Source organism: Sphingomonas arabinosi (assembly GCF_036663715.1).
In the GTDB taxonomy this organism is placed as follows: domain Bacteria; phylum Pseudomonadota; class Alphaproteobacteria; order Sphingomonadales; family Sphingomonadaceae; genus Sphingomonas.
Map to the genome: position 1 here is coordinate 1 of NZ_JAXOJN010000029.1, position 15,417 is coordinate 15,417.

The following is a 15,417-nucleotide window of genomic DNA, read 5'->3' on the forward strand; positions in this document are numbered from 1 at the left end:
AGACGCTGCCGACTGCCCGGTCCGAGCATTTGCCCGACCAACATGCCCATTGACGGTTGGGGCAAACGTCTCATAGATCGACTTTGGCAATGGATTTCTGCCGGGCAATTTGGCCGAACCGCTCTGATAAGAGCTGATGATTCCTACTTGGCGCCTTCAGGCAGCAAGGAGGAATTGTGCGCGCTACCTTTCGCAATCTCGTCGGCACGCTGAACGTCGCGGCATTCATGCGCGATCGTCACGACCATGCGATCTCTGTCCTGCGCTGGGCGCTGATCTTGCTGCCCATGGCGGCACTCGTCGGGACGCTATGTGCGGCGTTCCTGCTGAGTCTCGATACCGTTACGCGACTGCGGTTTGCGTCGCCTTGGCTGCTCTATCTGCTGCCGGTGGGCGGGTTCGTTGTCGGATTACTGTACCATCTCATCGGGCGCTCGGTGGAGGGCGGCAACAACCTGATCGTGGAGCAGATCCACGAGCCTGGTGGCGGGGTGCCTCTGCGGATGGCGCCGCTCATCTTCTTCGGCACAGTGGTGACGCATCTTTTCGGTGGCTCGGCCGGACGTGAGGGCACCGCCGTCCAATTGGGCGGAAGCCTTGCCAGCGGTTTCGGCCGCGCGCTCCGCCTCGATGCGGGCGGCACGCGCATCCTGTTGATGACGGGTATCGCAGCCGGGTTCGGCGCGGTCTTCGGCACGCCGATCGCAGGCGCGGTCTTCGCGCTCGAAGTGCTGGCGATCGGCCGCGTCGAATACTCCGCGCTAGTGCCTTGCCTCGTTGCGGCGCTGGTCGGAGATTGGACGTGCCTCGCCTGGGGTATCCATCACGGTGTCTACCCGATCGGCGCGTCGATACCGGTCGATGCGCTGCTCGTGACGAAGGCAGGTGTTGCGGGGATCATATTCGGACTGGTTGGTCTGGCCTTCGCCGAAGCCAACCACCTGGTCGGGGGATGGCTCAAGCGGATTGTTCCCTATGGTCCGCTACGTCCAGTGATCGGCGGGGTCTTCGTTATCGCGCTCGTCTTCTTGTTCGGCACGCGCGACTATCTGGGCCTGGGTGTCCTGGCAGCGAGGCCCGACAGCCTTACCATCGCCAGCTTCTTCGGACCGGACACGCATCCGTGGAGTTGGGCGATCAAGCTCCTGTTTACCGTCGTTACGCTCGGCGCGGGTTTCAAAGGCGGTGAAGTCACGCCGTTGTTCTTCATCGGCGCAGCGCTCGGTAACGCGCTGGCGCCTTTCTTGGGCGTGCCGACGGGCCTGTTCGCCGCGATCGGCTTTGTCGCGGTCTTTGCCGGGGCCGCCAATACCCCGCTCGCCTGCACCTTCATGGGAATCGAACTGTTCGGCGCCGGCTATGCGGTGCCGATCGCCGTCGCCTGTTTCGTGGCCTATCTCTGCTCGGGCCACAACGGCATCTACCTGTCGCAGCGCGTTGCGATACCCAAGGTGCCCGCGAACGGCCTTGCCCCCAATGCAACACTGCGCGAGACACGTACACGCTGCACAGCACTTCGCGCGCAGAACCGCGTGCCGTGAGTTGATGGGCCTAGCCTGATCCCCCCGATACGTCGGGCGCAGCCTTCGGATCGGGGTCCTGTGCCTTGCCCTTCGCGGCGCCCGGCTGCTTTGTGCTCATGGCGGTCAGATAGGCAACGATCGCCGGCACATCGGCTGCGGCGACGGGCGCCTTGTAGACCTCCCGCATCTTGGTGACCTCCGCGGTCCACTGGTCGGCGGAGAGTGGTGGCTGGTTGAGCGCCATGCTCGCCGAATGACACGACGTGCAGTTGGCATTGATGACGTCGGCATGCGGGCCGGCGGGATATTGACCTTCGTCGGTCGGGAGATCGATCGAGGTGGACGCCAGTGAGAAACCGCGGGCCGAGACGCTAGGCGGTGGTGGCGCGGTCGGGGCGGCAGGCGTCGGGGCGACACGGCTGTTCGGGGAACCGATCGCAAGCAGCAGAACGACGGTCGCGCCGACGAACCCGAACGACAGCGTGCCGATGGAAGGCGTTTTCACAGGCGTTGCTCCTCAGCCGACGACGATGTTGGTGGTTTCGATGTTGCCGCGCATGAAACCGCCCGGGTTCCAGATCGGCATCATCGGCTGCGCGAGGCCGGCGGTGTTCCAGCAGCGCGACATCAGCCTGGTCGGGCCCGCATGGGTGAGCGGAACCTGCGCATCCCAGCGGCGGAAACTGTATTTGCCGTGATCGGGGCCGAGCGTCGTCTTGTACCAGGTCTTGCCGTTGTCGGTCGACACATCGACCTTGGCGACGCCGCAATCGCCCCCCATCGCAATGCCGCCCAGCGGGATCGAGCGGTCGAACGCGATCGCCTGCCCTTCGTCGAGGCTCGTGACCCAACTGCGCGGGATCATCTTGTTGATCGGAACGGCCGGGAAATCCTTCTGGCCCGGCCGCACGTTCGCGCCTGGAGTGTCAGGGATTTTGTAAGCCTTGGCCATCCAGTAACCGTCGTCGGGTGCGGCGAGCACCTCGATGTCGTTCAGCATCTTGACCCAATAGGTCGAATACCAGCCGGGTACGATCAGCCGGACCGGGAAGCCATTGAGGAGCGGCATCTGCTCGCCGTTCATTCCGAACGCCAGCATCACTTCGCCGTCGCGTGCGTGGTCGATCGACAGCGACTTGGCGAAATCCGGTGCGCCCGTGACCACCGGCTGGTCGAGCGCACCGAACCGTACCGCGACCGCGCCCGGCTTCACGCCGGCGATGTCGAGCACGTCGCGTAAGCGAACGCCGAGCCATTTGGCGTTGCCCATCGCCCCGTGACGCCACTGCGCGCCCGCGACGGGCGGCTGGAACAGCGCACGCGAATTACCCGAGCATTGGTTGATCGCCGCCAGCTCGACGCGCGGCAGCTTCAGCAGTTGCGCGAGCGAGATCGACAGCGGCCGCGTGACCGCGCCGTGCACCTTGATCCGGAATGCCTCGACATCGATCGCGGTCGGGATGTCGGCCCAGTGCCAGCGGACGAAGAACTGGTCGTTCGGCGTGAAGACGTCGCCATTGAACACGCTCATCGGCGTTTCCAGCAGCGGCGGGTGGATCCGCTGGAGGATCATGCTGCCCTTGCCGGGGAACGCACTGGTCATCGGCCGTTCCGATGGGCCACCCGGCAGATGCAGGTCGACCATGCTCTGCGCCAGCGCGGGTGCGGCGATCAGCGCGCCGCTGCCGATCGCGGCCTCTGCAAGAAAGCGACGGCGGTTCGTCGCCTGCGCCAGTTTCGTATCCAGGCTGTCCACCAGCATTCTCCCGTTATCTCATGATCTGTATGCGCGACCTGTCCGCCGGTCTGCCCGGTACGGGTCGATCAGATGCGCCGGTTCGATCCGGCAGGACGATCAGTTCGGCCCTTTAATTGGCTTGGGCGATGCAGGGCGACACGAACAGGTTGCCGCGCCAGCCACCTGCGACCGTCTTGGCCCCGACCAGTAGCCACATCGCTGCGAGCGCCACCGTGAGGACGGTGCCGACGATCCCGAAAAAGCCGAGCTGGAGCGTCGTGCCGAGCTTGAAGGTGGCGACCGTGTAGACGCCGAGCGGGAAGGTGTAGCCCCACCAGCCGAGGTTGAACGGGATACCCGCGCGCCAGTAGCGGATCGTGATCAGCGTCGCGAGCGCCAGCCACCACAGGCCGAAGCCCCAGAGCAACAGCCCGGCGATCGTGCCGATTCCTTGCGCCACTGCGCCGATCGAGCCAAGCCCGTTGGCGGCGAGGATCGCGGGCGCGTCGCTACCGAGCACCAGCATCCCGAGCGCGCCGGTGCCGATCGGACCGAGCGCGAGCCAGCTCGAGGCGGCCATGCTCTCGTGCGGCAGCTTGTGGAGCGCCATCCGCAGGATCAGGATCGCGAGAATGCCGAACGCGACCGGCACCGAATAGGCCCACAGGACATAGGAGGTCGCCAGCACCACGAACTGATGATGGGCGTCCGCCAGATGCGGTGCGAGCAGGCCTCCGCTCGCGCCTGCGACCTCGGCTGCGACCACCGGCAGCAGCCAGACTGCGGTCATCGCATCGAGACTGTGCTGGTGCCGTGTGAACATCAGATACGGGATCGCTACACCGCAGGCGAGCGACATCGCGACGTCGATCCACCACAATGTCTCGGCGATCGGGATCACGCCGGCGCCGAACCGCGGCAGGCCGAACGCCAGGAACCCGTTGATGATCGTCGCGAGGCCCATCGGGATCGTACCGATGAACATCGATACGGTGTTGTGCCCGAAGATCCGCCGCGCCTCGTGCCCGAAAATCGTCCAGCGCGCGGTGTAGAGCCCGGCGAACAGCGTGAAGAGCGCGATGTTGAAATACCACAACACCTCGCCGACCGGGTGCAGCGACGTGCCTACGCCCGGCACCTGCGGCAGGGCGAGCGCCAGGATACCGGTGCCCATGGTCGCGGCGAACCAGTTGGGGGTGAACTGCCGGATCATCTCGCGCGGTGAGTCGAGCCGGCTGAGCGGCTTCAGGCCATCAAGAACGGGTTTCAGATCGGCGGTCACTTGCCAGTCTCCTTGATGAGATCGGTCAGCGCGTCGGCCGCCCGGGTACGATAGCGCTCTTTATGCCGCAGCGCGTAGAACGGACGCCGCGGCAGACCGAGCGGCAGATCGTGCAACGTTCCGGCCGCGATTGCAGGTGCGACGACATGCTGCGACAGGACCGCGACGCCTGCGCCGGCCTCGACCGCGCTACGCACCGCCTCGTTCGACGGCAGGGTCAGCGCGGTGGTGAGGTCCGACGGATCGACGCCGCGCTGGCGCAACACCTCCTCGAACGACGAGCGCGTGCCCGATCCCTGCTCGCGGACGATCCAGCGCGCGGCGCGGATCCAGTCCTCGTCAATCGTGTCGGCAGCGCGGTTGCTAACCAGCACCATGCGGTCGTTCGCGACCGTCCAATGCGCGAGCGCGGGCTCGTCGATCACACCCTCGACGAAGCCGAGCTCGACCGCACCGTCGAGCACGCGCGCCGCGGCCCCTTCCGTGTTGTCGATCGCCAGTTCGATTGAGATCGCGGGGTAGCGCGCATGGAACGCGGCCAGCTGGCGGGGCAGCCAATAGCCCGCGATCGTCTGGCTTGCGACTAGCCGCAGAGTGCCGCGCTCCAGTCCTGCATATTCGGCCAGTGCAAGTTCCGCGCTGGCGGCACGGCCAAGCACTGCGCGTGCGTCGACCAGGAACATGCGGCCCGCTTCGGACAGTTCGATCCCGCGGCCGACCCGGTGGAATAGCGGCACGCCGTGGCGGGCTTCCAGCGCGGCGATGGCAGCGCTTGCGGCCGACTGCGTCACATTGAGCGCTTCGGCAGCGCGCGTCATGTGCTCGCGCTCCGCGACACCGACGAAAATCCTGAGTTGTTCGAGGGTCATGCCCGATCTCCTTGCCCTAATGATAGGGAAAGGAGATCAATCGCACCAACCAAAGATTATGGTCGTTCCAATCAGGTATGCCGATTGGTCATTTCAGAATATCGATGACCGCCTCACGTTCATCGACCAGTTCGGCAATCGTGCGATCGAGCATCGTTCGCTGGAATGGATCGAGGGTTAGCCCCTCGATACGCGCATAGCCACCGCGCTCGCAGTGCACCGGCACGCCGCACACCAGCCCTTGCGGGATACCGTAGGAGCCATCTGACACCACGCCCATCGACACCCAATTATCGCCTGCCCCGTGCACCCAGTCGCGCAGATGGTCGATCGCTGCATTTGCGGCCGACGCGGCCGAGGACGCACCCCGTGCTTCGATGATCGCGGTTCCGCGCTGCGCAACGGTGGGGATCAACGCTTCGCGGTACCAAGGCTCGTCTCCGATACGGTCGGCGAGCTTTTGGCCGTCGAGTTCGGCATTCCCCCAGTCGGCAAACATCGTCGGCGAATGGTTTCCCCAGACGACGAGCTTTGTAATCGCATCGACACCGACACCCGCCTTGGCGGCAAGCTGTCCCTGCGCGCGGTTGTGATCAAGGCGGATCATCGACGTGATGTTTTCGGCAGGGAAACCCGGTGCGCTTTGCGCAAGGATCCAGGCATTTGTATTGGCGGGATTGCCGACGACCAGGATCTTGGCGTCGCGTTTGGCCACTGCGTCCAGCGCTACGCCCTGCGTCTTGAAGATCGCTGCGTTGGCAGCGAGCAAATCACGGCGCTCCATGCCCTTTGAGCGGGGACGAGACCCGACTAGCATGGCCGCATCGATGTCCTTGAAAGCCACCATCGGATCATCAGTAATGATCACATCTGCCAGCAGCGGAAACGCGCAATCCTCCAGTTCCATGACCACTCCGCGTACTGCGTCCAGCGCCTGCGGCACGTCGAGCAGTTGAAGGATAACGGGCTGCTCCGGTCCGAACACGTCACCCTGCGCGACCCGGAAGAGCAGCGAATAGCAAATTTGTCCTGCGGCACCGCTGATCGCGATCCTGACGGGGGGCTTGGTCATTTTGGAAAGGGCTTTCGTTGGAAGATTACAGACGGTGTGAGACTGATCAACGCGCCGCCAGGGCAAGCGCCGCATCGCGCCCGGATGGCACCAGATTGGCGCGACCTTTTCCTGATCTTACGGCACCAGGAACGTAGATCAGGCTTTGCGCATCCGTACTGATCGGGATCGTCGACACGGTGGTGTACGTCAGCGTGTCGATCCCAGCGACCTTGTTGGTTCCGGCCAGGCTGGCATAGATCCTCGTACCATCGCCCGACGGCCAAACCGCACTCGGAGCCGCTTGTAGCGGGACGGTTGCCACAGCCTCCAGGCTGTCGGTTCTATAGACCTTGATTGCAGGTTGATCGCCGCCAACGCTGACATAGGCAAAGGAATCGTCTGCGCGCTGGGCGAAGTTGACCGCGCCCGTTGCTGGACCAGTGTTTATCACTTCGCGTACCGCAAACGGCGGTTTGGCAGCAAAGACCGTGGTCGTGCCGCTCTCGCGGCGTGTTGCCCAGATCTGTTTGCCATCTGGCGAGACCGCGATTGCTCCCGCACCTGCACCGTTGCTGGCAACGTGTCCGACGACGCGCCGATGCTCGACGTCGACAACCAGGATGGACGGCCTTTCAGTAAGCGATACAAAGGCATAGCGTCCGTTTGGCGACAGGATGGTCGCGCCCGCTCCGCCACTTGCTGGTACGCGGGTGATCTCCCGCGCGGTCTTAGGATCCACGACCGCGATGGCATGTTCATCGCCGAGCGAAACCCAGAGTTCGTGCCCATTGGGCGTAAACGCGACGGCAGTAGGCGACGTCTGGAACACGGTCCGGCCTCGTTCCGTGTTCGTGGCCAGATCTACGAGCGTCACACTGTGCTGCGCTAATGCCGATACCGCCAGGGTCCGCCCGTCACGCGTTGCAGCCAGGTGCTGGACTTTGAGGCTGGAAAAGCTGGGCTCAGCTATCGCGCTTTTGGCGAGGTCGATCCGTCCCAGTTCGTTGCCCGCTGCAGGATCGATGACAACGATCTTCGTCGATGTAGGGTCAGACACATAGATCCGGTCATGATGGCTGAGGTCGATATCAGCCTTCGACCACGGTGCCTGAACCGCCTTGATATCGTAGGCAAAGTCGTCCGCCGCAGGTGCAGCCCAATAGGCCTGAGCGATTGCCGGGACTGGCGCTACGGAGGCCAACATCGCGGCAACCAGAACGATCGCAGCTTTCATCGTTTGATCCTTATCACGGACCCGGCGGGTGATCGTGCCGATCCGATGCCGCTAGATCGACCGATATGTCCCTCGCGTCCAACGCATGGTCGCGATGATTTCAATACGAAAACGCGATCATAGGTCTGCAACCGTTCTTGTTAAATGATTGGAATGACCGTGGTTATGCGTTGGACCGACCGCCCCGCCGCAATCATCTATCCTGTCACGCTCGGCATTCATCGAGACGCGCGGAGACTTCCTCATGGCAACACAGCCGATCTACGATCTCGCTACCGAGACACTCGTTGCAGCTAAGCCTGTACGTCGACATCTCGCAATCGTGCCGGATGCAGGCAATTATGACGAGCTGGAAAGGACGGCTCCAGGCATCGCATCGCGCGGCGTCCATCCTGCCACGTTGGGCTTGCTCGTCGGCGTGTATGCAGCAATGTTGCTGACTTTCTGGACCTTCTTCGCACGTGATGCAGCTACGGCGCTCGTCCTGACGGTCGTGTCGGTCTTCATGATCCTGTATTTCGGTCTGATTGCTGGCGGCATCGTACTCAGCGATACTCCCGCCCCCGGCGAACCCCTCCGTTCGTTCTCGGAGTTCATCAAGGGCCCGGTCGATATCCTGACGGGCACGATCACAGGGCGCGAAGCGGCTATACAGATGCTCTTTCTCCCGGCCTGCATGGCCGTGCTAGCAACGATTATCGGCATCATCGCTCGCGTGTCGTAAACAGGAAAACTAGGGACAGGACGATGAGATCACGCACGACCTTGCTGATGGCGATAGGCTTGTCCGTATCGACCGCTGCTATCGCGCATACGGACGGCTTCGCGTCCGCGATGGATGCGGCGATGACGCGGATGCACGGCGCGATGATGACCGGCTATTCAAACGATCCCGATCGCGACTTCGCAAGGATGATGATCCCGCATCATCAAGGCGCGATCGACATGGCTGAGATCGAGCTGCGTTACGGCAAGGACGAACGCCTGCGCCGGCTTGCGCAAGGGATCATCGTCGAACAGCGTCAGGAAATCGCGGTGATGCAGGGCATCATATCCGAAGGCGGCGCGTTGCCACGTCACACCGAACCGACCGCGACTGGTCACCCCCATCACGGAGACCGTCCATGAAGCGTTTCACCCTAACCGCCTGCGCCGCCTTGTGCTTTTCAGGCCCTGCGTTTGCCCAGCAAGTGCCCAATGCGACCCCCGACATCCCTGTCAGCGCGCAGGACCGGTTCTACACGTCGGACCAGTTCTCCAACACCGTGTCGGTGATCGACCCGTCAACCAATACGCTGCTCGGCGTCATCAAGCTCGGCGACCAGACCCCCGCCAACCTCAGCCCGCTCTACAAGGGGCAGCTGCTTGTCCACGGCATGGGCTTCTCGCCCGATCGTAAGACGCTGGCGGCGATCTCGATCGGTTCGAACTCGGTGACGTTCATCGATACCGCGACCAATGCCGTGAAGCACACGACCTATGTCGGGCGCTCGCCGCATGAGGCGTTTTTCCGCCCCGACGGTCGCGAAGTCTGGGTCGCGGTGCGCGGCGAGGATTATATCCAGGTGCTCGACGGCAAGACCTTCGCGCCGACCACGCGCATCCCCGTCCCCAACGGCCCCGGCATGACGATTTTCTCGCCGAACGGAAAATACGGTTACGTCTGTTCGAGCTTCACACCAGAGACCGTGGTGATCGACACCGCCTCGAAGAAGATCGTCGGTCGCGTCAAGCAGGCGAGCCCGTTCTGCCCCGACATCGCCGCGACGCCCGACGGCAAGCAGGTCTGGTTGACGCTGAAGGACGTCGGCAAGGTCATGGTGTTCGATGCCAAGCCACCGTTCGCGATCCTGAAGACGTTCGACACCGGCGCGATCACCAACCACGTCAACATCGCCCGCACTAAGACCGGCCAGTTCGCCTATGTGACGGTCGGCACCGAGAACGTCGTCAAGGTATTCCGCACCACCGACTTCGTGCAGGTCGCAAGCATTCCGGTCGGCGCGCTGCCGCACGGCTTGTGGCCGTCGGGCGACGGCACGCGGATGTATGTCGGGCTGGAGAACGCCGACGCTGTTGCGGCGATCGACACCGCCAGCAACACCGTCATCGCGACGATTCCGATCGGTCAGGGGCCGCAAGGCGTGGCCTATGTTCCTGGCGCGGTGCCAGTAGGCGAAGGCCGTGCAAACCTGATACCGCTCGCACAGGCCGGCATGAAGATCCAGCTGACCCTCGCCGGGACTGGCCGCAGCCAGGTCACGTTGTTCGATCAGGGCCAGGTCCAGATCCTGCAGGCGGCGGTTGCGGGCCTCAGCCCAAAGATGCCCTATGTCCTTGGGCTATCTTCCCGCGCTGATGGTGGCGGCGTGATCCAGCCTCTGGCAAAGTTCATGACCAATCCGGCGGGCGGCGCGCTCGTCAACACGCTCGGACCGCTCCGCCAGATCGTCAGCGACGCGAAGGGCGACATGCGCCGGTACCTCGTCATTGCGTCAGGCGACCCGATGATGCCGGGCGCTGTCGTTCAGGTGCAGAAATGAGGGTTCAGGTGAACCCTGCGATCTCCTGTCCGTATCCAGTATCTTGGTCATGACGCCGGTATAGGTTGCCGCAGCGTCTTGAGACTGTCGGAAAACACATGATAGGCGACGCAGAGCACCGCAAATTCTGGAGAATTGCGGCGTGGGGCGGTGGCGCACGTGCTCTAGGTTCGCACTATTGTGCGAGATACCCTGTCGGATTGAGAAAGTGCGCGACAACCTCGGAGGCGGGGTTTTTCGTCAGGGGAGCCGCGGCTGTTATTTTGGCGTGAGATCGACGCCCCGCGGAGTCACTACCGTGCAGGCTGGCTCGATGCCGAGCAAATCTCGGAAGCCCCGCGAATGGCCGATTCATCCGAAACCCGACATTCCCGGCCGATTGCCCGAACGACTGCTTCGTCCCAGGTCTCGCCATTCCGGCAGCGATGCGCGACGATCCGCAAAGCTGAATGAACGTCGGAAGTTGGGGAGGCCAATAGGCGCCAGGAATGGCGGGAATTGGGTCGATCATACGATCAGCGATACGCCCGATCGATCCGCCAGTGCCTTGAACCGCGCGGCAAGGCTTGGGTCGGCATCAACCCGGACGGCGCTGACTACGCTGAGCGCTCCGGGCGGCACGCGATCGCCGAAGAACATCACCGCCAGCGACGAGGGATAGGCGCGAGACTCCCAGACCATCCCGTGCGTGGCGGCGTCCTTGCGGTGCAGCGCCGCGGACCAGCGCCGCGTATCCGAGAACTCGCTCGCGGGTGTGTCGATCAACTGATTGCGAGCAATGCCGAGTTTCATCAGGTCCGGCGCGAGGAAAGAGCGCAGCGCCAGCGGGCTGGCGACCCGCAGCACCGAGCAGCGCACATCCGCGAGCTTGCTAAGCGGAAACGTCTTGAAGGACTGAGCAGGATCGAGATCATGGAAGATCGTCTCGTAGACCGCGGCCTCAAATCCATCCGCGGCATAGGCGGTCGGCACGCGTTTGCGCACGGGGCCGATCGGCGCGAATCGCGAGGAGCCAAAGCCCGGATTGAACGCATCGCCGGCAAGCTTTTCGGCGTGAATGCGCCAGAGAACGGCGCCTACGGGCAGATCGGTGACGTGGGTCGCAAAGGCGGTCGGCGGTTTGGGGACAATGCCGGTCGGCGCCAGCGCTGTCACCCGCCGATCTCGTCGCTCTCATGCGCCGCGGCGTCGAGGACGGCCGCTTCATCGTCGAGGAGTTCCCTCGGAGCGGGTCCACCCAGCCACGAGTTGGTCGACACGAACCAGAAGGCGGTTTGCCATGGTGACCGGCTCGTCGGCAGGACCTCCAAAATCCTCTTGATGAGGGGAAGCGGCTTGCCGTCGGCGTCGAACTGGAAGGTCGGGAAGCGGTCCTGTCCCTGGTAGGGGACCGCGAAGACGCGGCGCTGCGCTTTCCAGCGCGCGGCGGTCTGGTGGCGGTTCTTGGCTTCATGCCCGGCGCGCGCCGCGACCTCGGCCGAGGTCAGCGTCTCGACCTCGTGCATGAAGCGCTGGCGGATGGCGGTGTTGTCAGCCGCGACTGCGGTATGGAACTCGGCCATCGGATCATGGGTATCGGCCAGGACGTCGAGGAGCTGCTCGATCTTGCGCTCGAGATGCCGCGCGCGGACATCCGGCAACAGCTTGTCGACGATTGCGTAGAGTGCCTGTCGATCCGGGTCGGCTGCGATGCCCGTGGCGGTCAGCTGCTCGATCGCGTGATCGACGGCGGTTCGATACTGTTCGGAGAAGCCCTCAACAGTAGGCGCTATATATAAGGTGTCGCTGGCGGCTTCGGAACGCGGAGCCCCGCGCCGCTTGGCCGGCTTGGCGCGCGCGGTCTCGACCAGGCTGGCGAACACCAGATTGGCGAAGGCGCTCGGATCGACAGCGGTGGCGAGGGTCGCCATGGACAGCTCCTGTGGTTAGTCTCGCTAACATATAACCGAACTAACCAAAATTGCCACCCCACGGAGGCAATGGCGCTTAGTCATGCTAACACATAAGCGATCTAACCACGCACGCCACTGCCGATGTTTATTCCAGTAACTGCCCTTCCTGGAAAAAAGAATGCGGCCGGGCAGGGAGGGTTTCGTCGGTTCTCCTGACATGTTGAAACCTTCGCCCGGGCGACACCCAGCGGCGATTTCCGTCCGAAGCATCGAGCGGTCGAACGGAGCAGGAGGTCGTCGGCGTGGCGCGGCATGAGTGGGCGTGACCGATAGCTCCTCAGTTTCCGAACGCATCTCTACCCGATTAATGATAGGTTTTGAGACATACTTTTGAGACAAGCTCTGGCTTCCAATGCGGCCCGAGAAATCTTTGGTTTGACCGCTGCCGCATGAGAGCGTCGACCGAACTCCGTCATGAGGTGCCACCGACGTTCATCATCTCCGCGACCTTGGCCGCGAGCCCTTGCATCGTGAAGGGCTTGGTCAGCAGCTCCATACCGGGTTCGAGGTGGCCGTTGCCGACCGCAGCGTTCTCCGCATAGCCAGTGATGAAAAGCACCTTCAGGTCGGGGCGGAGAGAGCGTGCGGCGTCCGCGACCTGGCGCCCGTTCATGCCGTTCGGCAAGCCGACATCGGTGATCAGCAGTTCGATCTTCGCGCCCGATTGCAGCACCTTGATGCCCGATGCACCATCTGCCGCGCCGATCACGGTGTAGCCCCGCTCGTCGAGCACCTCGTCGATGAGATGCCGGATCGTGGCTTCGTCGTCGACCACCAGGATCGTCTGACCGCTGGCCGTTGCGGCGGTAGCGATCGCCTCCTCCTCCTCGCCCAGCAGGGCATCGCCGGCATAGCGGGGGAGATAGATGCAGATCGTGGTCCCATGCCCCAGCTCTGAGTAGATTCTTACCTGGCCACCCGACTGACGAGCGAAGCCGTAGATCATCGACAGCCCGAGCCCGGTCCCCTTTCCGATCGGCTTGGTCGTGTAGAAGGGCTCGAAGGCGCGCTCGATTGTCGCTGGCGACATGCCCGTGCCGCTATCCGTGACGCAGATCGACAGATATTGCCCTGCCGACAGGTCGCGCGCACGGGCCGCCCGGTCGTCGAGCCACTTGTTCGCGGTCTCGATCGTGATCCGACCGCCATCGGGCATGGCATCGCGCGCGTTGATGCATAGGTTGAGAATCGCGCTCTCGAGCTGCGTCGCGTCGATCATGGCGGGCCACAACCCCGCCGCTCCCACAACCTCGATATCCGTGGTCGGCCCCACCGTTCTGCGCAGCAGGTCCTCGACCCCGGCGATGAGACGGTTGACGTCGGTTGGCCTTGGATCGAGCGTCTGCCGCCGTGAGAAGGCGAGCAGACGCTGAGTCAGGGAAGCTGCGCGCCGCCCAGCTCCCTGCGCTGCGTGAATGAAGCGCTCGGCATCGTCGAGCTTGCCTCGCTCCAGACGCATCTGGAGCAGTTCCAGATTGCCCATCATGCCCGTCAGGAGGTTGTTGAAGTCATGCGCCAGCCCTCCGGTGAGCTGGCCGACCGCCTCCATCTTCTGCGCCTGGCGTAGCTGATCTTCGAGTTGCCGCTGCCCGGTCATATCGACACCGACGCCGGTTCGCCGGACAGGCTTGCCGCTCTCGTCGAAGTAGGTGTGTCCACGCGACAGCACCCAGTGGATCGACCCGTCGGGGTGAACCAGACGATACTCAAGTTCCAGATCGCCTGATCGTTGCAGCCCGCCATCCATCGTTTTCTGCAGCGACGAGCGGTCCTGCGAATGGACGTTGGCCAGAAACTCTTCGCGCGGCAGGCCCGCTGCGGCCCGCTCCGGATCGAGCGCGTACAGGGCCGAGATCGCCGCGTCGCAGAAGAAGCAGTCGGACGCGACATCGTAGGTCCACACGCCGACGCCACCAACGGCTGAGAGGGCGAGGCGCGCAAAGTCCTGCTCGTCGTGCAGCCTTGCCTCCATCTCCCGCTCAGCGGTGACATCGCGACCCGTTGCATAGGCGATGCCGCCGGCCGGAGCGGCAACCCATGAGATAGTACGGGTCGAGCCATCCTTGTGACGGTAGCGGTTCTCGATCCGTGGCTGATTGCCGGCTGCAGCCGTTTCATAGGCGTCGACCGTCTTGCCGTGATCGTCCGGAACGACGAACTCGTTGACGTGATGCCCGACGAGTTCGTCAGGCGCATAGCCGAGGACCGTGGTCCAGGCTGGATTTACACGCTGGAAGACCCCGTCGAAGTCTATGACCACGAGAAGATCGGGCGATGCTTCCCAAAGGCGGTCGCGCTCGGCCGTGCGTTCGGCGATTTGCTGCTCGAGAGTTTGGTTGAACTGGCGCAATTTCGCTTCGCTCTCGCGCATTGCAGCCTCAGCCTCACGCCGAGCGCTGATGTCGCTTGCTGCCCCGAACCACTCGATGATCTCGCCATCTGCGCTCAGTAGCGGAACGGCACGGGACAGCGTCCAGCCGACGGTCCCATCCGCACGCACAACGCGATGTTCGAGATCGAATATCTTCTTGAGCCGGATCGCTTCATCGATGGCGGCGGTTACCGCCGGCTGATCGCTTTCGGGAATATAGGCCAGCAACCAGGAACGGTTCGGGTTGGATGACGGGGTGCTGGGCAGGAAACCGCCCCCATCCAGTTCCTTCATCTCGCCCCAATCCGGACTCATCCGGTACAGGACGTCTGTACTCGCTTCGGTCAGAAGCCGGAGCCGGGCTTCGCTTTCGAGTAGGCGCTGTTCGACGCTAACAGCGCTAGTGGTTTGATCCATTATATCACTCTTAACACGCTGATCTTCTTTTGGTCTCTAGCACTGCCCATTGCGGCACCAAACGCAATCAGGGCCTTCCATCAGTTCGGGCCGTGGGCTCGGCTCTGTGTGAAAGGCATGTCCACGGTCGGACCCAAGGCTTCGATAATCCTGCAGTCGGCCACGGTGTTTCGGCTGCAGGAGTCGATCAACGCGTCCAGTTCGCCCGCGAGGGCCGTCAGATCAGCAATTTTCCGCGTAATCGCATCCCGATGCCGATGGGCGATCACGTCCACGGCCATGCAGGACTGTTCGCGACGACCGGCGAGCCCCATCAGCTCCCGGACCTGATCGATCGAGAAGCCGAGATCGCGCGCTCGACGGATGAAGGACAATCGCCGCAGATGCTCGCCCTCGTACGTCCGGTAATTACCGGCCGACCGGGCTGGTGCCGG

At 63.4% G+C, this 15,417-nt stretch carries 14 protein-coding genes and 1 riboswitch; of the genes, 4 read left to right on the forward strand and 10 right to left on the reverse strand.

Going from position 1 to position 15,417, the window contains the following annotated elements; all coding sequences use genetic code 11:
• Positions 1 to 76: 76 nt before the first annotated feature.
• A riboswitch (Fluoride riboswitch) is annotated at positions 77 to 153 on the forward strand.
• A gap of 23 nt (positions 154 to 176) precedes the next feature.
• Positions 177 to 1,541: a voltage-gated chloride channel family protein gene (locus U1708_RS19760; RefSeq protein ID WP_254687267.1), complete on the forward strand. Its 1,365-nt coding sequence runs from the start codon at positions 177 to 179 to the stop codon at positions 1,539 to 1,541.
• 10 nt (positions 1,542 to 1,551) lie between these two features.
• Here U1708_RS19760 and U1708_RS19765 read toward each other — a convergent pair whose 3' ends face one another.
• From U1708_RS19765 to U1708_RS19790, 6 genes are all read right to left on the reverse strand, one after another.
• On the reverse strand, positions 1,552 to 2,028 hold the full coding sequence (locus U1708_RS19765) for a hypothetical protein (protein ID WP_254687266.1): 477 nt from the start codon (positions 2,026 to 2,028) through the stop codon (positions 1,552 to 1,554).
• 12 nt (positions 2,029 to 2,040) lie between these two features.
• A complete protein-coding gene (locus tag U1708_RS19770) occupies positions 2,041 to 3,285 on the reverse strand; it encodes a molybdopterin-dependent oxidoreductase (protein WP_254687265.1) in 1,245 nt (414 codons plus the stop codon).
• 106 nt (positions 3,286 to 3,391) lie between these two features.
• Positions 3,392 to 4,543 (reverse strand): TDT family transporter, encoded by a 1,152-nt coding sequence (locus tag U1708_RS19775; RefSeq protein WP_254687264.1) that lies wholly within the window; start codon positions 4,541 to 4,543, stop codon positions 3,392 to 3,394.
• A complete protein-coding gene (locus U1708_RS19780) occupies positions 4,540 to 5,412 on the reverse strand; it encodes a LysR family transcriptional regulator (protein ID WP_254687263.1) in 873 nt (290 codons plus the stop codon). Before U1708_RS19780 ends, U1708_RS19775 begins: the two co-directional genes overlap by 4 nt.
• A gap of 88 nt (positions 5,413 to 5,500) precedes the next feature.
• Positions 5,501 to 6,484: a malate dehydrogenase gene (locus U1708_RS19785; RefSeq protein ID WP_254687262.1), complete on the reverse strand. Its 984-nt coding sequence runs from the start codon at positions 6,482 to 6,484 to the stop codon at positions 5,501 to 5,503.
• Between the two features lie 46 nt (positions 6,485 to 6,530).
• Positions 6,531 to 7,700, reverse strand: coding sequence for a YncE family protein (locus tag U1708_RS19790; RefSeq protein WP_254687261.1), 1,170 nt, complete (start codon positions 7,698 to 7,700; stop codon positions 6,531 to 6,533).
• Positions 7,701 to 7,944: 244 nt separating this feature from the next.
• Here U1708_RS19790 and U1708_RS19795 point away from each other — a divergent pair, with 244 nt between their 5' ends.
• The 3 genes from U1708_RS19795 to U1708_RS19805 are packed head-to-tail and all read left to right on the forward strand — an operon-like array spanning position 7,945 to position 10,243.
• Positions 7,945 to 8,424 (forward strand): hypothetical protein, encoded by a 480-nt coding sequence (locus U1708_RS19795; RefSeq protein ID WP_254687260.1) that lies wholly within the window; start codon positions 7,945 to 7,947, stop codon positions 8,422 to 8,424.
• 23 nt (positions 8,425 to 8,447) lie between these two features.
• On the forward strand, positions 8,448 to 8,828 hold the full coding sequence (copM, locus tag U1708_RS19800) for a CopM family metallochaperone (RefSeq protein WP_254687259.1): 381 nt from the start codon (positions 8,448 to 8,450) through the stop codon (positions 8,826 to 8,828).
• Positions 8,825 to 10,243, forward strand: a complete 1,419-nt coding sequence (locus tag U1708_RS19805) for a YncE family protein (protein WP_254687258.1) — start codon at positions 8,825 to 8,827, stop codon at positions 10,241 to 10,243. Before copM ends, U1708_RS19805 begins: the two co-directional genes overlap by 4 nt.
• Before the next feature lie 507 nt (positions 10,244 to 10,750).
• Here U1708_RS19805 and U1708_RS19810 read toward each other — a convergent pair.
• From U1708_RS19810 to U1708_RS19825, 4 genes are all read right to left on the reverse strand, one after another.
• Positions 10,751 to 11,398 (reverse strand): RES family NAD+ phosphorylase, encoded by a 648-nt coding sequence (locus U1708_RS19810; protein ID WP_159513025.1) that lies wholly within the window; start codon positions 11,396 to 11,398, stop codon positions 10,751 to 10,753.
• A complete protein-coding gene (locus tag U1708_RS19815) occupies positions 11,395 to 12,153 on the reverse strand; it encodes a hypothetical protein (protein ID WP_159513024.1) in 759 nt (252 codons plus the stop codon). Before U1708_RS19815 ends, U1708_RS19810 begins: the two co-directional genes overlap by 4 nt.
• A gap of 454 nt (positions 12,154 to 12,607) precedes the next feature.
• Positions 12,608 to 14,983 carry a hybrid sensor histidine kinase/response regulator gene (locus tag U1708_RS19820; protein ID WP_151989837.1) on the reverse strand — a complete coding sequence of 792 codons (2,376 nt, stop codon included), beginning with the start codon at positions 14,981 to 14,983 and terminating at the stop codon, positions 12,608 to 12,610.
• An 80-nt stretch (positions 14,984 to 15,063) separates the two neighbouring features.
• On the reverse strand, positions 15,064 to 15,417 hold a 354-nt coding region (locus U1708_RS19825), incomplete at its 5' end, for a MerR family DNA-binding protein (protein ID WP_332747972.1).